The organism is Saccharothrix sp. NRRL B-16314 (assembly GCF_000716595.1).
Lineage (GTDB): Bacteria > Actinomycetota > Actinomycetes > Mycobacteriales > Pseudonocardiaceae > Actinosynnema.
Map to the genome: position 1 here is coordinate 90965 of NZ_JNXC01000008.1, position 23114 is coordinate 114078.

The window sequence follows — 23114 nt, forward strand, 5'->3', positions numbered from 1 at the left end:
GGTCGTTCCGCGGTGCGACCGCCCGAGCCGGGATCACGGACGTGGTCTGGTCCGTGATCCCGGCTCGGGCTCCGGTCGTCGGGGCCGCGGCACGGGTGGCCGGCCCTGCGGACGGGTCAGCGGTCCAGTTCCGCGAGGAGGAACCGCGCCACGTCGAGGCCCTTCGTCCCCCGGCCGAAACCCGCGTCCAGACCGCAGGAGCGGGCGAGTTCCGGGGTGACCTGCGGGCCTCCCGCGATGATCAGCAGCCGGTCGCGCACGCCCTTCTCCACGGCGGTCTCGTGCAGTGCCCGCATCGCCTGCTCGTGCACCCCCCGGTGCGAGACGATCAGGCTCGCCAGGACGGCACGGGCGTTCCGGGCGACCGCCTCGTCGAGGAGCCGGTCCACCGACACCGAGCAGCCGATGTTGAGGCACGTGACGCCGAACCACTCCAGGCCCTGGTGCTTGATGTTGGTGACCTCCTGGAGGCCGATGGAGTGCTCGTCGTTGCCGAGGGTCGCGCCGACGACGTGCAGCCGGCGCGGGACGAGACCGGCGCGGACGTCCTGCGCGCTGATCTGCGCCGTGCTCGTGTCGGCCTCCGGGATGTCGGTGACGTCGATGCCCTCGGTCACGCGGCCGACGACCTCGTACTGCACGCCCTCCGCCGGGTGGAGCACGACCTTGTCCACCACCCGCGCGTCGGCGAGGTTCATCCGCTCGGCCATGCGCAGCACGGCCACGTCGCCACGGGCCTCCGACAGCGGCAGGAACAGCGAGACGGTGACCAGGCCGTCGTCGTGGTGCTCGGCTTCCGGGCGCACCCGCTCGGTGGCGCGGACGGCCTGGCGGCGGCGTTCGACGTTGTCGAGTTCGTCGAGTTCGTCGATGTAGCCGACCATCGAGTCGTCGCACAGCGTGCACCCGGCGCAGGGCTCGGCGCCCTTGCCGAAGTGGCCGCACACCGGTGCCGCGTAGGTCATCGACCGCCGCACCACCGTGTTCGCGCCGACACCGCCGTCCACCGCGCGGCGGATGCCGTCGCCGTCCCGCTCGGGGTAGAGCCCGTTGTCGACGAAGAAGCCCGCGGCCAGGGAGTCGAAGTAGCCGCCCGCGCTGATCATGTCCTCCAGCATCAGCACGGCGCGGGAGACGAGGTCCCGCACGTGCGGGGAGACCGCGTCCTCGTCCACGCGGACCAGGTCGGACAGCCCGTCCAGGCCGAGCAGGGTCTGCTTGGTGGCGGCCACGGCCTGCACCGACGAGAAGTGCCACGGGACGTGGCGGGCCTCGTCGGGCGCGATGGTGCTCTGGATGTCGGCGCTGGTGAGGCGGGACACCAGGGTGTCGAGCACGTGCAGGACGGTGGCCTCGTGCAGGTTCGTCGTGCTGTAGCGGGTGTTCTGCTGCGCGCGGAACCGGAAGCCGTCGAACAGGTAGCGCACCGCCACCGCGTAGGGCAGGTCGATGGCGAGCTTCGGCGCGGGCGGCGCGGTCGGGGGCACGGTGGACAGCGCGATCCGGTCGCGGGCCATGCCGGCCAGCTCGGACATGGCGCAGTTGAGCGCGTGCTGCACGAGCAGTTCGGGCCGGACGTTCCACGCTTGCAGCGCCGTGGAGTTCGCGTTGTGCGCGCCGTCGACCTGGAGGATGCCGCCCAGCGCGAGCACCCGCTTGGCCTCGAACGCGTCCACCACGGACCGCACCGGGTTCACGTTGCGGTACAGGATGTTGTACTGGCAGTCCTGGTGCGCGCCGCCGACGCCCTCCTCCACGAAGACGACGGCCATCTCGCTGCCCGCCAGCCCGCTGACGTACGAGTGCAGGGTGACCGGGCGCCCCACCTCGTCCTCGATCAGGTCGAGGGCGCGGCGGGTCGCGCGGAGCTGCTTGCGGGTGATCGGCACCCCGCCGACACCTTCCGGGGTGCCCTCGACCAGCCCGTCCATGTGGCTCTGGCCGAGCGTGCGGATGACCATGATGTGGTCGGCGCCGTGCCAGGCCGCCATCCTCATCCGCCGCAGGTCGTCCTCGAAGCGGCCGGAAGCGATCTCGGCGGTGATGACGCAGTCCGGCTGCGGGTCGGCGCCGCCGAAGTACTCCGCCGCCTGGAGCGGCGCGCCCGCGATCGGGGCGCTGGTCTGCCGGTACCGGAACGGCTCCTGGTCGCCGGTCGCGGGCACGCGCCAGGTCCACCCCCGCCGCCGGGGCCGGTAGGCGTCGAGGCCGCGCAGGATCTCGTCGACGGGCAGCGGCTCCTCGGGACGCAGGGTGATCGGGGTGAGGGCCTCGGGCGGCGGGGGCGCGGCGGGCTCGGCGCGGTTCATCAGCTCGGCGAGCGCGGCGGACAGGGAGATGCCGTTCTTGTCCGCGTGGTCGCGCAGCACCTTGCCGACGCCGTCACCGAGCCAGCCCTCGCGGACCGCCAGGTCCACCAGTTCCCCGGCCTGCACGGAGTCCAGCCCCATGCGGAGCAGGACGGAGCGTTCGATCGACGGGGTGGTGTGCTCCTCGGCCAGCCGGACGAGGGGTCCGACCAGCTCGTGGGTCAGCTCCCAAAACCGGTCGCGCAGACCGGTCAGGGGCAGGGTGGCGAGTTCCGCCAGTCGCTCTTCCGCTCGCTGGGTGGTCATACCCTCGCCTCCAGGTTCGCTTCGATCAGGTCCAGGGCGCGGGGGTGGCCCGCGAGGTAACCGGTGGGGCCGGCCAGGGTCAGGTCCTGGCCCTGGCGGGAGACCCGGAGCAGACCGCCGGGGGTGCGCACCGCGACGGGGAGCCGGACGCGCCCCGAGAGCGCGGCGAGCGCGGCGCTGGCGGTCACACCCGTGCCGCAGCACGACGTCTCGTCCTCGACGCCGACCTCGTAGGTGCGCACCGCCAGGCCGCCGGGTTCGACGGCGGCGAAGTTCACGTGCACCCCGTGGGGGTGGCCCAGCTCGGTGCACAGCGCCGCGTCGTAGCGGAGCCTGGCGCCCTCGGCCGGCACGTCGATGCGGCCCAGCTCGTCGGAACCGACGAAGACGACCAGGTGTGCGACGCCGTTGTAGGCGAACCAGCGGTCGGGCGCGAGTCGGCGCACCTGGCGCTGCGCGCCGAGGACCACCTCGACGTCCTCGCCGTCCACGCGGACGACCTTCTCGCCGTCGTCGGTCACGACGACACCGCTGCCGGCGATCAGGCCGCGGTCGGCGGCGTACCGGGCGAGGCAGCGCAAACCGTTGCCGCACATGGCCTCCCACGTGCCGTCGCGGTCGTGGAACACCATCCGCAGCCCGTCCGGGTGCCGGGGGTAGAAGAACAGCACCCCGTCCACGCGCACCGAGCGCACGGCGGTGGCGACGGCGACCGCCGCCGAGGTCAGGACCTCCCGGGGGTGCTGGTCCTGGCCCGCCAGCTCGATCACGGCGATCACGTTGCCGTTGCCCTGCAGCACCGCGGCGTGCTCGACGCCGGTCAGGCCGACCTCGGCCGCCGCCTCGACGGCCGTCTCGACCGCGAGCGGGGTGTGCGGCGGTGACTCGATCACTGTCATGTCGTCTCCTCGTTCGGGTGGGTGGGGTGCGGCGGCGGACGGTCGTCGGGGTCACCGGGACGAGGTGGTCCGCCATGAGGCCGCACGGGACCGCCCGACACCGGTCCGCCGGGCAGCGGGACCGGTGTCGGTGGGTGGGTGCCGTCGGTCAGCCCCGGTCGCCGTTGATCACGTCGGTGACGATCCCGGCGAGTTGGGCCACGTGCTCCTTGATGACCGAGAAGTGGTCACCGGTCGTGCGGTGCACCACGAGGTCGTCGGCCAGCTCCTCCCAGCGCGCCAGGTACTGGGCGTAGCTCTGCTCGGCGTCGACGGCCTCGTGCTCGCCCTCGGCTAGCTCGTCGCCGACGATCAGGTGCAGCCGAGCGGGGTAGCGGCGGTGCCGGTAGCCCAGCACCATCTCCATGACCTCGTCCCACATCCGGGCGGCCGGCAGCCACATGCCGGGGCCGTGCTCGGGGAGGGTGATGCCGACATCGCCCACGACGTCGTCCACCAGGTGGTCGAGCAGCGCGAGGGTCTTCTCCCGCAGCGCCGAGGTGTCCTCTTCGGACGGTGCGGCGGCCAGCGCCTCCAGGTTGGCGACGCACTCCTGGATCAGCCGGAACTCGTCCCACAGGTGGGACTTGTCCCAGGCGTCCTGCGCCGGGTCGAGCAGCATGAACGTGACGTCCTCGCCCGCGGCGAGCAGCTGGTGCGCCACCTCGCTCGCCACGCCGCTGCCGCCGCACCAGCTGAAGATCCGGTAGGGGCCGTTCGGCAGCGCTTCCCGCAGTTCCGCGATGTAGCGGGCGGCCATCTCCTCGGTGGTGGGCACACCACCCCGGTCGCGCAGCCGTCCCGGCCACTCGAACGCGATGACGGGCAGGTCCGGGTCCAGCTTCGCGGTCAACCGCTCGTACCAGTGGGCGCTGCCGCCACCGGGGTGGATGCAGACCAGCGGCACCTGACCGCCCTTGCGGTTCAGCCAGAGCAGCGCCTTGGTCGGCAGGTCGCCGGTGTCGATCGCCTGGGCGAGGGCTTCGACGGTGCGGTGTTCGAGGAACGACCGCACGGTCACCTCGATCCCGTGCCGCTCCTGGAGCATCGCGATGATCCGCAGGATCAGCAGGGAGTGCCCGCCCAGGGCGAAGAAGTCGTCGTCCCGGGCCACCCTCGGCAGGTCGAACACCTCGGCCCACAGCTGGGCCACCGTCCGCTCCGCCTGCGTGCGGGGCGCCTTGAACACCCGGTTCGGGGTGGTCGCCGTCGACGTGGGCGACGGCAGCGCCGCCCGGTCCACCTTGCCGCTGCGGTTGAGCGGTAGCGCCGCCAACCGCGTCCACAGGCTCGGCACCAGGAAGTCCGGCACCCGTGCGCGCAGGAGGTCGCCGAGCGACGTGACGTCGTCAGGTGCGTCGTCCGGTGCGTCGTCGTCGAGGACCACGTGCCCGACGAGGTGGGTGACGCCGTCCGTGCCGCGGTGGGCGGACGCGGCGGCGTCGCGGACACCGGGCAGCTCCCGGATCGCCGCCTCCACCTCCCCCAGCTCCACCCGGAAGCCGCGGACCTTGACCTGGTGGTCGAGCCGGCCGACGTAGTGCAGGGTGTGGTCGGGGTCCTGGCGGACGATGTCACCCGTGCGGTACAGCCTCGCCCCCGGCCGGCGGCCGGTCGGGTCGGGCACGAAGCGCTCCGCCGTCAGGTCGGGACGGCCCTGGTAGCCGCGGGCCAGACCGGCGCCGCCGACCAGCAGCTCGCCCGGCACGCCGAAGGGGGCGGGGTTCAGGTCGTGGTCGACGACCACCACGTCCGTGTGCTGGACGGGCAGACCGATCGGGATGGGGCCCGCGGTCTCCACCGGCGAGATCCGGCGGTGCACGCTGGTGAAGACGGTCGCTTCCGTCGGGCCGTAGCCGTTGCCGACCGGGACGCCGAGTTCGAGCGCCTTGCGCACGTGCGGCGGCGACAGCGCCTCACCGCCGACCAGCAGGTGCCGCAGGCCGGACAGGGCCTCCGGCCGCACGTCGACCAGGGTGTTGAACAGCCCGGAGGTCATCCACAGCACGGTCACCCCGTGGTCGACCAGCACCTGTTCGAGTTCGGCCGCCGTGGGCTCCGGTGACGCGCAGACCGCGACCCGTGCGCCGGTGCACAGCGCGCCCCACAGCTCCAGGGTGGCCGCGTCGAACGCGAGCGTGCCGTACAGGAGCAGCACCTGGTCGGCGTCGAGCCGGGTGTAGTTCGGGTCGCTCACCAGCCGCACCACCCCTCGGTGCGTCGTCAGCACCCCCTTGGGCGTCCCGGTAGACCCTGAGGTGAAGTTGATGTAGGCGAGGTTGTCGGGCGACAGCGGCACGTCGGGCGCGGTGGTCGGCCGATCCGCCACCAGGGACCAGGTCGGGTCCACTTCCAGCACGGTGGCACCGGGTCGGCCCTGGAAGCGGTGGGCGAGGCCCGGTCGGGTCAGCACCACCCCGACGTCCGCGTCGTCGAGGGTGAGGGCGATGCGGCGGTCCGGGTGCTTCGGCTCCAGCGGCAGGTAGCACCCGCCCGCCTTCAGCACGCCGAGGAGGGTGGTGACCACGTCGAGGCCGTGGTCGAGGCAGACCGCGACCGGGGTGTCGGGGCCGACGCCGTGCTCGCGCAGCAACCACGCCAGCTGGTTGGCGCGGGCGTCCAGCTCCCGGTAGGTGAGGCTCGACTCGCCGCACTCCACCGCCACGGCGTCCGGCCGCGACGCCACCTGCTCGGCGACCAGGTCGGTGATGCACGCCTCCGGCAGCGCGGAGTCCGGACGCAGCTCCGCGGTGTGCCGGTCCACCGGGGTCGAACCCAGGTCGACGGGGTTGGCGCCACCGTCGGCGATCATCGCCTCCAGCGCGTGCAGGAAGGTCGCGCCCATCGCCTCCAGCCGCTCCCGGGTGGCCCAGCCGGCCCGCGCCTCCAGGCGCAGCTCGCCGGGGAAGGTGACCACGGTCAGGGTGAACTCGTTGGGGCTGTCGTCGGTGATGTCGCCGAAGACGTCCTGCTGCTCGTCGAGCACGTGGAAGTCGAGGTAGGAGAAGATCGCGGTGATCAGCGACGTGTCGCGGCCCCACTCGCGCTGGATGGCCGACAGCGGGTAGCGCCGGTGCGGCCACAGCCCCAGCTCCTCGGCGAACACCTCCCGCAGCAGGTCCCGCCAGCTCGGGGCGCGCAGGTCCACCGCGAACGGCAGCGTGTTGAGGTGCATCCCGACCACCTCGTCGCCGCGCGGCAGTTCGGCGCGGCCGTTGCACACCAGCCCGCTGTAGAAGCGGCGCTGGCCGGTGATGGCGCCCAGCATCGCCAGGTGCGCGGTGTGCAGCACGGTCTTGAGGGAGGTCCGGGTGTCCGCGACGAGCTCGCGCAGCGCGGGCTCCAGGTGCCGCCAGCGCACCCGCAGCTCCTCGACCGCGCCGTAGCCGGCGGGGGCGGTGTCGGCGGGCAGCGCGAGCCGGTCGTGGCCCTGGACGCGATCCCTCCAGTACTCCCGGTCCGCCGGGGAGGCCAGCGAACGCTTCTCCAACGCCACGAAGTCGGCGTAGCGGGCGCCGGGCGCGTCGGGCAGGGAGTCGACCTCGCCGTCGCGCACCGCCCGGTATGTAGTGCGCAGCTCGGCGATCAGCGAGTGGTGGCTCCAGCCGTCGAGGATGGCGTGGCACTCGGTGTGGGTGAGCACCCACGCCCGCTCGCCGGTGCGGTGCACGTGCCACCGGAGCTGCGGTGCGCGGCGCACGTCCAGCGGCGTGGAACCCATGGTGGCGCGGTAGTCCGCGATGACCGCCTTCTGCTCGTCCTCGGGGAGTCCGCGCAGGTCGTCGAACCCGATGTCGGCGTCCGCGGTGCGCTGGACGAGCTGCATCGGCTCGCTGAAGGTGGTCACGTCGAAGGTCGTCCGCAGCACGTCGTGCCGCTCGACCAGCAGCCGTCCCGCTTCGCGCAGCGCGGCAAGCGAGAACGGGCCGTCGTCGGCGATGTGGAAGCTCGTGACGTTCTGGTACGCCGTGTGTTCGCCGCCGGCCAGCATTTCGTAGACCATGCCCGCCTGCACCTGGCCCAGCGGGTAGGCGTCGGCGAGGCCGGCCGGGAGGCGTTCGCGGTCGGCGGGGCTGATCAGCTCGAACGGCTCGACGAGCACGTCGCGCGCCGCGGTGGCCGAGTGGCCCGCCAGCGTGGCGAGTTCGGCCGCGGTCTGGTGGGTGAAGACGTCCTGGACCGACAGGTCCAGCCCGTCGGCCCGCAGTGAGCCGATGGCGCGGATGGCGCGGATCGAGTCGCCGCCGAGGTCGAAGAACCGGTCGTGCACGCCGATCCGCGTCACGCCGAGAGCGGCGGCCAGCGCGTCCACGACAGCGCGCTCGGTGTCGGTGCGGGGCGCGGTGTACTCGCCCGCGGCACGGGTCCGGTCGGGCGCCGGCAGGGCGGAGCGGTCGGTCTTGCCGCTCGCGGTGAGCGGCAGCGCGTCCAGGACCACCCAGGCGCCCGGGACCATGACCGCGGGCAGCCTGCCGCCCAGGAACGAGCCGACAGCGGAAACGTCGAGGTCGGCGTCCGGCCGCTGGACGACGTAGCCCACCAGCGTGCCCTCGTGCACCGCGGCGGCGGCTGCGGCCACGTCCGGGTGCTCGCGCAGCACCGCCTCGATTTCGCCCAGTTCCACCCGGTGGCCGCGGATCTTGACCTGGTGGTCGAGCCGGCCGAGGTAGTCGATGCTGCCGTCCGGCAGGTACCGGACGAGGTCGCCGGTGCGGTAGAGCCGCTGACCGCCCGCCGGGTCGAAGGGGTCGGGGACGAACCGCTCCGCGGTCAGTCCGGGCCGGCCGAGGTAGCCGCGGGCCAGTTGCACGCCGCCCAGCAGCAGCTCACCGGGCACGCCCACGGGCACCGGCCGCAGCGCCTCGTCCACGACGTACGTGCGGGTGTTCGCGATCGGCCTGCCGATCGTCACCGGCGCACCGGGTTCGCAACGCGCCGCGGTGACGTCCACCGCGGCCTCGGTGGGGCCGTAGAGGTTGTGCAGCTCACCGCCGATCCGCTCGCGCGCCGCGTCGACCAGATCCGCGGGTAATGCCTCGCCGCTGCAGATCACGCGGCGGACCGACGGCAGCGCGGTGAACGGCTCGGTGAGGAACGCCCGGAGCATGGACGGCACGAAGTGCAGCGTGGTGATCCGCTCGGCGGTGATCAGGTCCGCGAGGTAGCGCGGGTCGCGGTGGCCGCCGGGGCGGGCGACGACCAGGGCCGCGCCGGTCAGCAACGGCCAGAAGAACTCCCACACCGACACGTCGAAGCTGTGCGGCGTCTTCTGCAGCACCCGGTCGGTCGCGTCCAGCCGGTACGCGTCCTGCATCCAGTGCAGCCGGTTGACGATGGCGCGGTGGGCGACGACGACGCCCTTGGGCCGGCCCGTGGAGCCGGAGGTGTAGATGACGTACGCCGGGTGGTCCGGGTGCACGACGACGGCGGGGTCGTGGTCGGGCAGGTCGTCGGGCAGGGGCGGATCGGTGTCCGTGAGCACGATGGCCGCGCCCGCGTCGGCGGTCATGTAGTCGAGGCGGTCGGCCGGGTAGTCGGGATCGAGCGGCAGGTAGGCCCCGCCCGCCTTGAGCACCGCCAACAGGGCGACGACGAGCCCGGCGCCGCGTTCACGGCGTACGCCGACGATCGACTCGGGTCCGACGCCCGCGCCGATGAGGTGGTGGGCGAGTCGGTTGGCGCGCGCGTTCAGCTCGGCGTAGGTGGCGCGCTCGCCTTCGAAGGAGAGGGCGAGCGCGTCGGGCGTGCGCGCCACCTGCTGCTCGAAGAGGGAGGCGAGCGTCCCGGTCGGGTACGCCGCGGCCGTGTCGGTCCACTCCTGGAGCAGTTGCCGCCGCTCGGCGGGCGGGAGCACCGGCAGTTCGCCGATCGGGGTGTCCGGTGACCCGGCGATGCCCGCGATCAGGGTGACGAACCGCTGCGCCAGCCGTTCGGCGGTGCCGCGGTCGAACAGCGCGGTGGCGTAGTTGACCGCGCCGGCCAGCGCGCCGTCGGCCCGCTCGGCGACCGCGACGGTCAGGTCGAACTTGGCCGTGTTCTCCCCCACCGACAGCGGTGACGTGCGCAGCCCGCCGAGGCGCCGCTGACCGGCCCCGGCCTCCTCCCACAGGAACATGGTGGAGAACAACGGGGTCCTGGCGGGGTCGCGCTCGACGTCCAGCTCCTCCAGCAGCCGCTCGAACGGCATGTCCTGGTGGGCGTACGCCTCCAGCGCCGTCTCCTTGACCCGCTTGAGGACTTCGCGGAACGACGGGTCGCCGGACAGGTCCACCCGCAGGACCAGCGTGTTGAGGAACATCCCGATCAGGTCCTGCACCTCGGGCCGGTCCCGGTTCGCGACCGGGGTGCCGACCGTGACGTCGGCCCGGCCGCTGCTGCGGGCCAGCAGCACGGTGTAGGCGGCGAGCAGTGCCATGAACGGTGTCGCGCCGTACTCGCGGGCGAGCCGGGTGACCACCCGCGCGTCACGGGCCGGCACCACGAACGGGACCTGGTCGCCCGCGACGTCGCGCACGGGCGGACGGGGCCGGTCGGCGGGCAGTTCCAGCGGCGTCGCGCCCGCCAGCTTCCCGCGCCAGTAGCCGAGTTGGCGCTCCAGCGCCGCGCCGGAAGTGGCGGTGCGCTGCCACGCGGCGAAGTCCGCGTACTGCACGGGCAGCGGGGCCAGGTCGACCGGCTCGCCCGCGACCGCGGCGGTGTAGTGCCGGTCCAACTCGCGCCACAGCAGCTGTTCCGACCACTCGTCGAAGGCGATGTGGTGCACGGTCAGCAGCAGCACGTGCTCGTCGTCGGCCAACCGGGCCAGCGTGGCGGCCAGCACCGGTCCGCGGGCCAGGTCGACGGGCTCGCGGTCGTGCGTCGTCCAGGCTTCCAACCGCGCCTCGGCCGCCTCGACCCCCAGCGCGCTGAGGTCCACTTCGGACAGTGCGACCGGTCCGGGGTCGTCCACCACCTGCGTCGGCTCGCCGTCGACGACGGTGTAACGGGTGCGCAGCACCTCGTGCCGGGCGACCAGCCCGTCCAGCGCGACGCGCAGCGCGGCGGTGTCGAGGGGTCCGTGCAGGCGCAGCACCGTGGAGATCAGGTACTCGGTGCCGCCCGTGCGCAGCTGCTCCAGGATCCACAGGCGGCGTTGAGCGGACGACAGGGCCAGGGGGACGTCGCGCCGGGTCGGGTTGATCCGGGTCTCGGTCGCGGTCACGGCGTTGCCGCGCAGCCTGCGCCGCACCAGCTCGGCGCGGAGGGCGGTCCGGTCGAGGGTTTCGGTCATCGCACACCTTCTCGGGAGAGCAGCTCGGCCATCTGGTTGTCGGTCATCCCGTCGATCTCCGCGTCGATCAGCGCGGTCACCACGGCGGCGAGGTCCGCCACGGTCGTCGACTCGAACAGCGAGCGCAGCGGCAGCTCGACCGCGAGGGCGTCGCGCAGCCGCGCCAGCACCCGGGTGGCCATCAGCGAGTGGCCGCCGAGCTCGAAGAAGTCGTCGTGCGCGCCGATCCGCTCCACGCCGAGGACGTCGGCCCAGACCTCGGCGACGACCTCCTCGACCGCGTCACGGGGCGGCACGTGCTCGCGGGTGCCGCCCAGCTGGTCCGGCGTCGGGTCGGGCAGCGCCGCGCGGTCGACCTTCTTGCTGGTCGTCAGCGGCAGCGCGGGCAGGACGATCCAGGCCGCGGGGACCATGTACTCGGGGAGCATCCCGCGCAGGTGCTCGCGCAGCGCCCCGATGTCGGGTTCGGTGTCCGGGCCCCACTCCAGGTACGCGACGAGCCGCTTGTCACCCGGTGTCACCTCCTTGGCCAGCACGGCCGCGGCGGGCACGTCCGGGTGCTTGGCCAGCGCGGCTTCGATCTCGGGCAGCTCGATGCGCAACCCGCGGATCTTGACCTGGTGGTCGAGGCGGCCGAGGAACTCCACGTTGCCGTCCGGTCGGTAGCGGACGAGGTCTCCGGTGCGGTACAGCCGGGCGCCGGGTTCGTCGCCGAACGGGTCGGGCACGAACTGGGTGGCGGTCAGCTCCGGCCGGTCGAGGTAGCCGCGGGCCAGGCGGACGCCGCCGATGCACAGCTCCCCCGGCGCGCCGACCGGCAGCGGCCGGAGCTGGGCGTCGAGCACGTGCACGCGGGTGCCCGCGATCGGGCGGCCGATGTGCAGCGAGGCGGTGCCGCGCTCACCGGCGAGGTCGCCGCTGACCGGGTTGAGCATGCAGGTGACGGTCGCCTCGGTCGGCCCGTAGTTGCACAGGAACCGGCCGGGCAGCCCGGTCGCGGCCCAGCGCTGGGCGTCGGAGTTGGTGACCACCTCGGCGCCGACGTTCATCAGCTTCATGTCCGTCAGCAGGTCCACATCGGACTCGAGCATCTCGCGGTAGTACGCCGCGGTGATCTCCATGACCGAGATGCGGTGCTGGGCGAGCTTCGCGGGCAGCTCGCCGGGCGTCCAGAAGACCGGGTCGCTGACCACGAGCGTGCCGCCCGCGGCCAGGGTGACGGCCATCTGGTCCATCGCCAGGTCGAACGTGAGGGCCGAGAGCAGGATGACCCGCTCGCCCGGTCCGATGCCGTAGTAGTCGGAGATCACCCGGCAGTGGTGGGCGTAGGCGCGGTGGGAGATCATCACGCCCTTGGGGCGGCCGGTCGACCCCGAGGTGTAGATGATGTAGGCGAGGTTGTCCGGCAGGGTGACGGTGTCGGGGTCGGTCGACGGCACGCCGGAGGCCCAGTCGTCGCCGTCGAGGACCAGCACCCGGCGGTCGGCCCGGCTCAGCCGGTCGGCGAACTTGCCCGTGGTGATGACGGTGTGCGCGCCGGCGTCGGCGAGCATGAAGTCCAGCCGGTCGGCCGGGTGCCCGGGGTCGAGCGGCACGTACACGCCGCCCGCCTTGAGCGTGGCGAGCAGCACCAGCACCGGCTCGACACCGCGTTCCAGGCAGGAGCCCACGACGGTCTCCGGGCCGACGCCCGTCGCGCGCAGGTGGTGCGCGAGCCGGTTGGCGCGGGCGTTGAGGTCGGCGAAGGTGATCTCCTGCTCGCCGAAGACGACGGCGATGGCGTCCGGGCTGCCCGCGGCCCGGCGCTCGAACAGCTCGGCCACGGACAGGTGCCGTTCGGCGGGCGGGTCGAGCTCGTCCAGCCGGTGGGCGTCCGGGTCGGGCCACTCGGTCAGGATCGCCCGGTGCTCCGCGTCGGAGAGCAGGTCCAGCTCGCCGATCCGGGCCCGCGGGTCCCGCGCGATGCTCTCCAGCAGCCGCACGTAGTGGCCGGCGATCCGCTCGATCGTCTCGCGGTCGAACAACGCGGTGGCGTACTCGAACCAGCAGCGCAGCCGCCCGTCCGCCAGGTCCTTCACGGTCAGCGTCAGGTCGAACTTCGACACCGGCGCCCCGCTGTGCAGCCCGGTCGCCGCGCACCCGGCGAGGGTGGGCGGCAGCAGCCCGGACATGTGCTGCACCTCGAACATCACCTGGACCAGCGGGTTGCGCGACGGGTCGCGGCCGGGGCGCAGGGCGTCCACCAGGTGCTCGAACGGCACGTCCTGGTTGGCGAACGCGTCCAGCGCGGTGCCCCGCACCCGTTCGACCAGCTCCGTGAACGACGGGTCGCCGCCCAGGTCGGTGCGCAGCACCAGGTTGTTGACGAAGAAGCCGATGAGGTCTTCGGTCTCCTGGCGGGTGCGGCCCGCGACCGGTGTGCCCACGGCGATGTCGGTGCGACCCGTGTAGCGGCCGAGCAGCACGTCGAAGGCCGCCAGCAGGACCGTGAACAGGGTGGAGCCGGTCCGGCCGCCGAGCTCGCGCAGGGTCGCGGCGACGGCGTCGGGCACCTCGACGACGACGTTGTCGCCGTGCGGGTCCCGTTCCGCGGGCCGGGGCCGGTCGGTGATCAGCTCGACCGGGCTGAGGCCGGCGAGCTTGTCGCGCCAGTAGGCGAGCTGCTGGTCGGCGGCCGGCCCGGACTGCTGGTCGCGCTGCCAGGCCGCGTAGTCGGCGTACTGCACCACCGGCGGCGGAGTGGGGTCGTCCTCGGCGCAGGCGGCGTTCAGCTCACGCAGGAAGATGCCCATCGACCAGGCGTCGAACACGATGTGGTGCAACGTGATCGCGACCAGGTGCCGCTCCGGCGCGGTGCGCACGACGGTGAGCCGCAGCGGGTGCTCACGGGCCAGGTCGAACGGCCGGGCGTTCGCCGCCTCGACGATCGCCGTGGCGCGCCGGTCGGCGTCGGCCTCGCCCGCGAGGTCGACCAGCTCGAACGCGACCGGGCTCGGCGGGTCCACGATCTGACGCGGTGTCCCGCCCTCGCCGGTGTAGCGGGTGCGCAGCACCTCGTGCCGGGCGGCGACCCGTGCCACGGCGCGGTGCAGCGCGGCCGGGTCCAACGGGCCTTCGAGCCGGAACGCCAGCGGGATGAGGTACTCGGAGCTGCCCGGTTCGAGCTGGTCCAGGAACCAGAGCCGCTGCTGGCCGAACGAGGTGGGCAGCGCCCCGACGCGGGGCACGGGCACGATCGCGGGCTCGCCGGTGACGCCGGACTCGACCAGGGCGGCGATCTTGGCCACGGTCCGCCCGTCGAGCACCGAGTCCACGGTCAGCTCCACGTCGAACCGGCGGCGCAGCCGGTGCATCAGCCGGATCGCGAGCAGCGAGTGCCCACCCACGGCGAAGAAGTCGTCGTCCACGCCCAACCGCTCGACGCCGACCAACCCGCCCATGATCTCCGCGACGGCCCGTTCGGTGTCGGTGCGCGGCGCGACGTGCTCGGCGCTGCCGCGGTCCTGCTCCCGTTCCCGCGGATCGGGCAGGGCCGACCGGTCGACCTTGCCGTTCGGCAGCAGGGGCAGCGCGTCCAGGACGACGATCGCGGACGGGACCAGCGCGGCGGGCAGGTGGGCGGCGAGGTGTTCGGAGAGCTGGTCGAGCGGTGCGGTCACACCGGCCTCGAAGACGACGTACCCGACGAGCTCGACGTCACCGGTGTCCGCGCGGGTGCTCGTGACGACGGCCGCGGCGACCGACGGGTGCGTGCGGAGGACGGCCTCCACCTCGCCCGGCTCGGCGCGGACACCGCGCACCTTGACCTGCGCGTCCAGGCGGCCGACGAACTCCAGCGACCCGTCGTCGCGCCACCGGGCCAGGTCACCGGTGCGGTACCACCGGCCGCCGGGCTCCGCGGCGTAGGGGTGCGGGGTGAACCGCTCGGCGGTGAGGTCGCCGCGACCCGCGTAGCCGCGGGCGAGCCCCGCGCCGCCGACGCACAGCTCACCGGGCACCCCGACCGGGACGAGCCGGTCGTCGGCGTCCACGACGTACACCTCGACGTCCGGCAGCGGGGCGCCGATCGGGACGACCCCGTCCGGCGCCGTGCCGCGCACCGGCCATGCGGTGGCGTCGATCGAGCACTCGGTCGGCCCGTACGTGTTGTACAGCTCGACGTCGACCACGCCGAGCAGGCGCTCGGCCAGCTCGGCCGGCAGCGGTTCGCCCGCCGAGCACACCACGCGCAGCGAGGCGCAGTCGGCCAGTCGCGGTTCCTCCACGACCAGCCGGAGCACCGACGGGACGAGCTGGAGCACGGTGACCTTGTGCTCCGCGACGGCGCGGACCATCACGGCCGGGTCGCGGTGGGCGCCCTCGGGCGCCATGACCACCGTGGCGCCGCACACCAGCGGGGCCAGGAACTCCCACACCGAGGCGTCGAACCCGATGGTGGTCTTCTGCAGCACGCGGTCGCCGGGAGCCAGCCGGTGCTCCCGGACCGACCACAGCACGCGGTTGCGGATGCCGCCGTGCGGGACGACGACGCCCTTGGGGCGGCCGGTGGAACCGGAGGTGTAGATGACGTAGGCCGCGTTCGCCGGGTCGACGTCCACCGGGCCCGCCGGCGCGCAGCGGGCGATGTCGTCCCACTGCTCGTCGACCGCGACGGCGGACGTGCCCGGTGGCAGCCACCCGCGCAGCGCACCCTGGCAGAGCACCACCTCGACACCGGAGTCGGCGAGGACGTACTCCAGCCGCTCGGAGGGCAGGTCGGGCGGGAGGGGCACGTAGACGCCGCCCGCCATGAGCGTGCCGAGCAGCGCCACCACCAGGTCGGTTCCCCGGTGCAGGGCCACGCCGACCGGTGTTTCGGCGACGACACCCCTGGCGCGCAGGAACCCGGCCAGCCGGTCCGCCGCGTCCAGGAGTTCCGCGTAGGTCACCGATGAGTCGCCGGACACCACGGCGACCGCGTCCGGCGTCTGGTTCGCCTGCGCGCGGAACAGCTCGGGCAGCTGCGGGTCCGGCGTCATGGCGGTTCCCCGCGCCCAGTCGAGCAGCCGCTGCCGCTCGACGTCGGACAGGACCTCCGCCCGGCTCAGCGGCGCGTCCGGCTCGGCCGCGAGGTGCCCGAGCAGCGCCAGGTAGTTCACGCCCATCCGCTCGACGCGGCCGTGGTCGAACAGCGAGGTCGGGTACAGCAGCCGGCCGTTCCACGAGCCGTCGGCGTTCTCCGCCATGTGCAGCGACAGGTCGAACGGCGCGGCCATCGCGGCGCCGGTCACCTGCTCGACCCGCACGCCCGGCAGGCTCAGCGGCTCGCCCTGGGCGTTGTGCACCACGAACGAGACCTGGAACAGGGGGTTGCGGGACAGGTCGCGCCCGGTGGCGAGTTCGGCGGCCAGGCGTTGGAACGGCACGTCCCGGTGCTCGAACGCGTCCAGCGTCGTCTCCCGGGTGCGGGCGAGCAGTTCGGCGAACGTCGGGTCGCCGGACAGGTCGGCGCGCAGCACCACCGTGGTCAGCAGCGGCCCGATCAGCTGCTCCAGCTCGGCCTGGTCGCGTCCGCCCATCGACACACCGACACCGAAGTCGCCACTGCCCGAGTAGCGGCCCAGCAGGAGGTTGAAGGCGGCCAGGTAGACCATGAACGGCGTCGCGCCGGCCGCGCGCCCGATGCCGACCAGCCGCGCCGCCAGCGGTGCGGGCACGACGAAGTGCGCGGTGCCGCCGGTCGGGTCCCAGCGCGCCGGACGCGGCCGGTCGGCGGGCAGGTCGAGCGGTGGCAGGCCCGTCAGCCGTTCCCGCCAGTAGTCAAGCCGGCGGGTCAGCGCCTCCCCCGGCACGTCCCAGCGCTCGCGCTGCCACTCCGCGAAGTCGGCGAACTGCAGCGGCAGCGGCTCCAGCGGCGCGGGCTCGCCGGCAACCGCGGCGGCGTAGAGCACCCGAAGCTCATGGGCCAAGACACCCAGCGAGGTGTTGTCGAAGGCGATGTGGTGCACGACGACCACCAGGACCGCGTCGTCCGGGGCGAGCCGCACGAGCGTGAGCCGCCACGGCGTGACGCCCAGGTCGATCGGGGTGCGCGCCTCGGCCTCCGCGATCTCGCGCGCCCGCCGTTCGGCTTCCCCGGCGTCACACCCGGTGAGGTCCACGACGGCGAGGTCGACCGGCGCGGGTTCGCCGATCACCTGGACCGGCCGGCCGTCGACCGACTCGTAGCGGGTGCGCAGCACCTCGTGCCGGGCGGTGATCTCCCCGAGCGCGGCCCGCAGCGCGTCCGCGTCCAGCGGTCCGCGCAGGCGGAAAGCCCAGTGCAGCAGGTACTCCTCGGCACCGGACCGCAGCTGGTCGAGGAACCACATCTGCTCCTGCTCGAACGACAAGGGGTAGTGGCCGTGGCTGGTGTCCATCGATTGCCTCCCGGGCGCGACGGGGATCTGGGGGTGTGCGGGCAGCGCTGGGGACCACGTGCCGACGGGGCCGCGTCCCGGACCTGCGCTCTACGGGGTCTGTTCGCCGGTCGACGGCTCGGCCATCGCCACGGCGATGCGGCGCGGCCCGGTGAACGGCTCGCGCCCGTGTGCGGCGAGCATGTTGTCCACGACCAGCACGTCGTCGAACTGCCAGTCGAAGCGGGTGCGCGCGGTCCGGTAGCAGTCGCGCAGGTGCGCCACCACGTCGTCCGGGATCGCTTCGCCGTCGCCGTAGTAGGTGTTCGTGGGCAGGTCGATGTCGTCGAACACCTCCCGCAGCCCTTCGCAGACCTCGGCGGCCAGCGTGGTCACGTGCCAGAACGTGAGGTGGTTGAACCAGACCCGCTCGCCGGTGACCGGGTGGACGTGCACGGCGGCACGGCGGGCCCGCGTGCGCAGGCCGTCACGGCCCACCCACTCGGCCTCGACCCCGGCCCGCTCGCAGTAGGCGGTGACCTCGGCGCGGTCGGTGGTGTTGAACGCCTCCTGCCACGGCACGCCGAAACCGGGGGTGAAGTTCCGCACCACCATCCACCCGCGGCGCTCGAAGTCCGCGACGACCGCCGGGTCGATCAGCCTGCACACCTCGCGCACGTCGGCCAGCGGCGTCGCGCCCAGCGTCTGCGAGGGGAGCATGCAGTGGAAGAACAAGGTCAGCGGCCAGGCCGACTGGTAGGAGTTCTCGTTGTGCAGGAAGATCTCCTCGGCCGGCGGGTAGTCCGTCGACGTGTAGATCTGCCCCTTGATGGTGCTGCGCGGCGACGAGCGCTCCGCGTAGGTCAGCGGTGCGCCCGACACGGCGCGCACGACCCCGTCGAAGCCGTCGACACCGCCGACGTCGAAGCCGCGCAGCAGGACCGCGCCGTGCTCGCGCAGTCGTTGCCGCACCACCGGGCGGGCGTGGGAGAGGTAGTCGGTCACCGGGATTCCGGGCTCGTCGGCGGTGAGCACCGACGGCAGGGTCGTGCCCTCACCGGTGCGGGTCGGGCCCGTTGCTGCGGATGTGGTCGCGGTCATGGCGTCAGCGTGACCGGGGGGACCGGCCCGCCACGAGGGAACAACCGGCACACCTGCGCTGCCGCCGTTGCTGCGCCTTCTTCTCTGCGCCGGCGGACGTCCGCGCGGGCACGCTGGGCCTCCACCGCCGGATCGACCAAAGGAGGTGCGGATGTCTGCCCAGGCGGACCTGCACTACGTCGACTCTCCCAGCCACGCCCCCGTGGCCGACGCGCGGGCCGGTGACCTCGGGCCGCGCGTGCCGGCCGACGGGGAGAACCGGCGGACCGGGCCGGCGCCGGGTGTGTTCGAGAAGGTCCGGGGCGACGCCCCGGTGGCCGCCCGTGCCTAGCGGTCCGGTCGCGGCCGGCGTGCTGGACACCGTGGGCGGCACACCTCTCGTCGAGCTGTCCCGGTTGGACCCCACCGCGCCGTTCCGGGTCTACGCGAAGTTGGAGGCGCACAACCCCGGCGGGAGCATCAAGGACCGCTCCGCGCTGGAGATGCTGGGCGCCGCGGTGCGCGACGGCGACGTCGTGCCCGGCCGTTCGGTCGTGGTGGAGTCCAGCTCCGGCAACCTCGGCATCGGCCTGGCGCAGGCGTGCGCGTACCTGGGGGTGCGGTTCCGGTGCGTGGTGGACCCGCGCACGAACCGGCAGAACATCGCCATCATGCGCGCCCTGGGCGCGGAGGTCGAGGTGGTCACCGAGACCGACCCCGCCACCGGCGAGTACCTACCGGTGCGCAAACGCCGGGTGCGCGAACTGCTGGCGCTGATGGAGAACGCGTACTGGCCCAACCAGTACGCCAACCCCGCCAACCCGCAGGCGCACCGGACCACCATGCGCGAGATCGCCGAGTCCGTGCCGGGTGGGGTCGACTACCTGTTCTGCGCGACGAGCTCGTGCGGCACGCTGCGCGGGTGCGCGGAGTTCGTGCGCGACCACCGGCTGCCGACGACCGTCGTCGCGGTGGACGCGGCGGGGAGCGCCATCTTCGCGCCGCCGACGGGCACCCGGCTGTTCCCCGGCCACGGCGCCGCCACGCGCCCCGCCCTGCACCGCGACGGGTTGGCCGACGCGGTGTCCATCGTGGACGACCTGGAGTGCGTCGTGGGCTGCCGCAAGCTGGCCGCGCGCGAGGCGATCCTGGCGGGCGGCTCGTCCGGGGCCGTGGTGGCCGCGCTGGCCGCGATGCGCGAGCGCATCCCGGCGGGCGCGGCCTGCGTGCTCATCCTCGCCGACCGCGGTGAGCGCTACCTCGACACGATCTACGACGACGACTGGGTCGCCGAGCACTTCGGCGACGTGGCCCACCTGTGGGAGGAGCCCGTCGTGGAGGTGGCGGCGTGGTGATCCTCAGGTCCGACGACGAACTTCCGGAGTTCTTCGGCTGATCGAACACCAGCACGGCGAAAGGCAGGCGGGCCTCGGCTCGCCTGCCTTTCGCCGTGCGCCCCTGGTCAGGACTCGTCCACCGCGACGAAGCGCAACTCGGCCGTGTAGGTCTCCCCTCCGTCGTCGGTCAGCCACGTCTGCTCCGGCGTCGGCAGCATCTCGGTGATCGTCAACGCCCCCTCCGGGTCCTTGCGGGCCAGTCGCCGGATCGCCTTGGCCAGGATGGTGACGTAGACGGGGCTGTCGAAGTCGACGTAGAACGGGCGGGGCTCGGTCGGCGAGACGACGAACACGAACCGGGGCATCCGCAGCCCGTCCCGCCACCTCCGGGCCAGCACGAACCGCCTGGCCTCGTCCTTCTCCGCGGCGAAGCCCGCGTCGGCCGCCGCCGTCCGCCAGGTCTCCCGGGCGACGACCATCCGGTCCACGGTGACCCGCGGCGTGTGGTCGGCGTCGGGCAGCACCTGGAACAGGTCCATCGCCAGCGTGGTGAGCACGTGCGCGAACACCTCGACCGCGGGGAAGCGGACGCCGTCGGGGAGGACGACCGCCAGCGACCCGCCGTCGTCGACCACGGTGACGTCCGCGCTGCGGATCGTGCGCGGTCGGGCCGGATCGGCGGTGGAGTCCAGCAGCGCCAGGTAGTAGTCCTCCGGGCGGACCAGGCAGTGCCGGATGCGCGCGGACAACCGCGAGCGGTGCTCCTTGGGCAGCAACGGCATCAGCCGTGCGCCGGGGTGGTCGCGGGTCGTCAGGTCCGCCAGCTCCCCCGGCGCGGGGTGCTGGTTGACGAACAGCGACGCGCCGATCGTGTTGCTCGCCAGGTGCAGTTCGCCCAGCGCCAGTTGGAAGTCGCCCCGGTCGACGGCTTCGGCGCTCGCCGCGGCGATCATGATGTCGGGGCTCATGTACCGGGCCGCCGTCCACCCGCCGCCCGCGTGTCCGAAGTGGACGGACACGCCGGACGCCACCTCGGCCAGGGTGCGGTGGACCCGGTCGGTGTCGGGTCCGGGTTCCAGGATCGCCTGCCAGCGCCGCTGGAACTCCCGCCGCAGCTCCTCGGTCTCGCGGACGGCGTCGCCGTGCAGGATCGGCATGCAGGCGAACCAGAACTCGGCGAGGTTGACCGGTCCGCGCGCCGCCAGCCCGTCGTACACGGTCCGGGCCTTGGCCATGACCGCTTCGGCGAGCCGGGACGTCAGCCACCCGGCACTGGCGAGCAGTGGTTCCAGCGGCGCGAGCGCGTCGAGCACCCGGCCGCCGGTCCGGGCCGTGGCGGCCCGGCGGCAGTCGGCGTAGACCAGTGCCCGACAGGGCGCGGTGCCCGCCGACTTCTCCCGGACGCCGGCCGTGCCGGTCAGGGCGACGAAGGTCGACTCCAGGTCGGCCATGGCCGCGACGAGCTCGTCCGCGCCGGTGGCCGCGCGCACGACGTCCCGGCCGCGTTCGAGCGTGTCGAGCGCGACCAGGCCGCGTTGCCGCAGGTCCGGGTCGCCGACGCGGTCCAGCCAGGCGCGCAGGCCGCGTTCGGGGCGTGCGTCGGCCGGGATCTCCAACCGCCACACCGCCCAACGGCGGCGCACGAGGTCCGCGAGGACGGCCGGCACGTCGATCCCCGGCAGCCCGGCCTGCACGTCCCGCGCCGACCGCAGCCCGTCGCAGAGGTCGAGCACGGCGGCCTGGTCGGCGGTCACCGGCTGCGGCGGGCGTCCCGGCACGATCACCGCGTCGCCGTCACGGCGGACGAACGGCACGCGCCGGGGCGCCACCCACTGCTTGGCGGCCGGGTCGTCGGCGATGGTGGCGGCCAGGGTGTCGATCGCCCAGCTGGCGAAGTACACCTCGGAACCGGCCAGCATCCCCCGGCCCGGGTCGATGGCGAGTCCTTCGGTGGACAGGTCCCACCGACCCCACCCCACCGGACCGAAGAACCCGATCGTGTCGTTCTTCACGCAGAACCGCTGCCAGTAATGCGCCACCAACGCCGTCCAGTCCGGACCGGGTGCCGCTTCGACCTTGTCCGCCGCTTCCGCCAGCCCGTCGGGGGCCAGCCGCAGCACGCCGCCCGCCGGGAACCCGGCGCCGCGCAGCGCGAACTGGTCCCAGAGCCGCCAGCGCCCGCCCAACCCCACTGCCTCGTCCACGCCGCTCCCCTAACCCTGTGCGAAGTCGGTGTCGACGACTTCGGCCAAGTCGGCGGGCGACGGGTAGGCGAACACCAGCGCCACCGGCACGTCGACGCCCAGGGCGTCCTGCAACCGGGCGGTGATCTGGAACGCGGTGAGCGAGTCGCCGCCCGCCTCGTAGAAGTCGCTGTTCGCGTCGAGGTTCGCGTCGCCCAGGGTCTCCCGGTAGATGCCGACGAGCAGGTCCGTGGTCCCGGCGGTGGTCATCTCGGGGGCGGTCGTCTCGGTGGTGGTCATGCGATTTCCTCCTGGTGTGGTCGGACGGCGGCGGTGAGGGCCGCCGCGGTGAGTGCCGCGGTGGTGTTGCCGCCGGAGACGACGGCGACGGCGTGCGTGCGCCGGCCGTGGCGCAGCGCCCCGGCCAGTGCGACGGCGCCGCTCGGTTCGGACTGGACGCCGGCGCGGCTCAGCCGGACCGCGGCGGCGAGGACTTCCTCGTCGGTGACGGTGACCAGGTCGTCGACCCGGTCCCGGATGATGGGGTAGGTCACCAGTCCCGGCTGCTGGCCGCGCAGTCCGTCGGCCACGGTGTCGCTGGGCGGCAGCCGGACGGGTCGACCCTCGGCGAGGGAGCGGGCATAGCGGGCCGCGCCCTCGGGCTCGACCCCGATCACCCGCACGGGGTGGTCGCGCGCGGCCAGGCAGATCCCGGCGAGCAGCCCGCCGCCGCCGGTGGGGACGAAGACGGTCTCGACGTCGGGCGCGTCGGCCAGGATCTCCACGCCGACCGTGCCCTGGCCCGCGACCACCAGTTCGTCGTCGGAGGACGGCACGAACACCGCGCCGGTCTCCTCCGCCAGCTCCCTGGCCCGACGGTCCCGCTCGGCGACACCGCCCGCCGTGATGAGCGTGCGACCGCCGAGGGCGTGGATCAGGGCCGACTTCGCCGGGTTCGCGCCTTCGGCGAGCACGACGGTGACGGGCACGCCGAGCGGTGCGGCCAGGGTGGCCAGCGCGATGCCGTGGTTGCCCGACGACCCGGTGACGATGGCGGGCGCGGACACGGCGAGCACGGCGTTGGCCGCGCCGCGCAGCTTGAACGACCCGCCGCGCTGCCGGTGCTCGGCCTTGAGCAGCAGGCCGGGCAGGGACGGTCGGGCCAGCAGCGGGGTGCGCCGGACGTGCCCGGCGATCCGCTCGGCCGCGGTCCACACGTCGGCGGGGCCCAGCCGGACGACCGAGGCGGTCATGAGCCACCTCCAGCCGGATCGAAGGCGCGGAACGCGGGGCAGGAAGCGCGTGGGACGTGGG

10 protein-coding genes are annotated in these 23114 nt (G+C 73.6%); 2 read left to right on the forward strand and 8 right to left on the reverse strand.

The annotated features are described in order from the left end of the window. Positions 1-116: 116 nt before the first annotated feature. The 5 genes from oraE to OQ02_RS15415 form a co-directional block, all read right to left on the reverse strand. Positions 117-2615, reverse strand: coding sequence for a D-ornithine 4,5-aminomutase subunit OraE (oraE, locus tag OQ02_RS15395; RefSeq protein WP_197043350.1), 2499 nt, complete (start codon positions 2613-2615; stop codon positions 117-119). Next, positions 2612-3514, reverse strand: coding sequence for a hypothetical protein (locus OQ02_RS40970; protein WP_081915667.1), 903 nt, complete (start codon positions 3512-3514; stop codon positions 2612-2614). The genes oraE and OQ02_RS40970 overlap by 4 nt, the downstream gene beginning before the upstream one ends. Before the next feature lie 148 nt (positions 3515-3662). After that, on the reverse strand, positions 3663-10823 hold the full coding sequence (locus OQ02_RS15405; RefSeq protein WP_033439095.1) for a non-ribosomal peptide synthetase: 7161 nt from the start codon (positions 10821-10823) through the stop codon (positions 3663-3665). Beyond that, entirely contained in the window at positions 10820-17221 is a 6402-nt protein-coding gene (locus tag OQ02_RS15410) for a non-ribosomal peptide synthetase (RefSeq protein WP_033439096.1), read from the reverse strand. Before OQ02_RS15410 ends, OQ02_RS15405 begins: the two co-directional genes overlap by 4 nt. A 90-nt stretch (positions 17222-17311) precedes the next feature. Further along, complete coding sequence (locus tag OQ02_RS15415) at positions 17312-18301, reverse strand: TauD/TfdA family dioxygenase (protein WP_051772352.1); 990 nt, start codon at positions 18299-18301, stop codon at positions 17312-17314. 151 nt (positions 18302-18452) lie between these two features. On the opposite strand from OQ02_RS15415, the gene OQ02_RS45760 reads away from it, so the two are divergent. Further along, entirely contained in the window at positions 18453-18632 is a 180-nt protein-coding gene (locus OQ02_RS45760) for a hypothetical protein (RefSeq protein ID WP_033439097.1), read from the forward strand. After that, on the forward strand, positions 18625-19635 hold the full coding sequence (sbnA, locus tag OQ02_RS15425) for a 2,3-diaminopropionate biosynthesis protein SbnA (RefSeq protein WP_033439098.1): 1011 nt from the start codon (positions 18625-18627) through the stop codon (positions 19633-19635). Before OQ02_RS45760 ends, sbnA begins: the two co-directional genes overlap by 8 nt. A 107-nt stretch (positions 19636-19742) precedes the next feature. On the opposite strand, the gene OQ02_RS15430 is transcribed toward sbnA, so the two are convergent. Genes OQ02_RS15430 through OQ02_RS15440 form a run of 3 tightly spaced genes read right to left on the reverse strand, consistent with a single transcriptional unit; the run spans position 19743 to position 23053 of the window. Continuing rightward, the gene (locus OQ02_RS15430; protein WP_033439099.1) at positions 19743-21821 is read right to left on the reverse strand and encodes a lantibiotic dehydratase; all 2079 of its coding nucleotides are present in this window, start codon (positions 21819-21821) and stop codon (positions 19743-19745) included. A 9-nt stretch (positions 21822-21830) separates the two neighbouring features. Next, positions 21831-22100, reverse strand: coding sequence for an acyl carrier protein (locus OQ02_RS15435; RefSeq protein ID WP_081915669.1), 270 nt, complete (start codon positions 22098-22100; stop codon positions 21831-21833). After that, the gene (locus tag OQ02_RS15440) at positions 22097-23053 is read right to left on the reverse strand and encodes a threonine ammonia-lyase (protein WP_033439100.1); all 957 of its coding nucleotides are present in this window, start codon (positions 23051-23053) and stop codon (positions 22097-22099) included. Before OQ02_RS15440 ends, OQ02_RS15435 begins: the two co-directional genes overlap by 4 nt. Positions 23054-23114 lie beyond the last annotated feature (61 nt).

What these genes read in the sequence shown, in the direction of transcription:
- oraE (WP_197043350.1), bottom strand. Translation starts at nt 2,615, where the DNA reads ATGACCACCCAGCGAGCGGAAGAGCGACTGGCGGAACTCGCCACCCTG.
- OQ02_RS40970 (WP_081915667.1), bottom strand. Translation starts at nt 3,514, where the DNA reads ATGACAGTGATCGAGTCACCGCCGCACACCCCGCTCGCGGTCGAGACG.
- OQ02_RS15405 (WP_033439095.1), bottom strand. Translation starts at nt 10,823, where the DNA reads ATGACCGAAACCCTCGACCGGACCGCCCTCCGCGCCGAGCTGGTGCGG.
- OQ02_RS15410 (WP_033439096.1), bottom strand. Translation starts at nt 17,221, where the DNA reads ATGGACACCAGCCACGGCCACTACCCCTTGTCGTTCGAGCAGGAGCAG.
- OQ02_RS15415 (WP_051772352.1), bottom strand. Translation starts at nt 18,301, where the DNA reads ATGACCGCGACCACATCCGCAGCAACGGGCCCGACCCGCACCGGTGAG.
- OQ02_RS45760 (WP_033439097.1), top strand. Translation starts at nt 18,453, where the DNA reads ATGTCTGCCCAGGCGGACCTGCACTACGTCGACTCTCCCAGCCACGCC.
- OQ02_RS15435 (WP_081915669.1), bottom strand. Translation starts at nt 22,100, where the DNA reads ATGACCACCACCGAGACGACCGCCCCCGAGATGACCACCGCCGGGACC.
- OQ02_RS15440 (WP_033439100.1), bottom strand. Translation starts at nt 23,053, where the DNA reads ATGACCGCCTCGGTCGTCCGGCTGGGCCCCGCCGACGTGTGGACCGCG.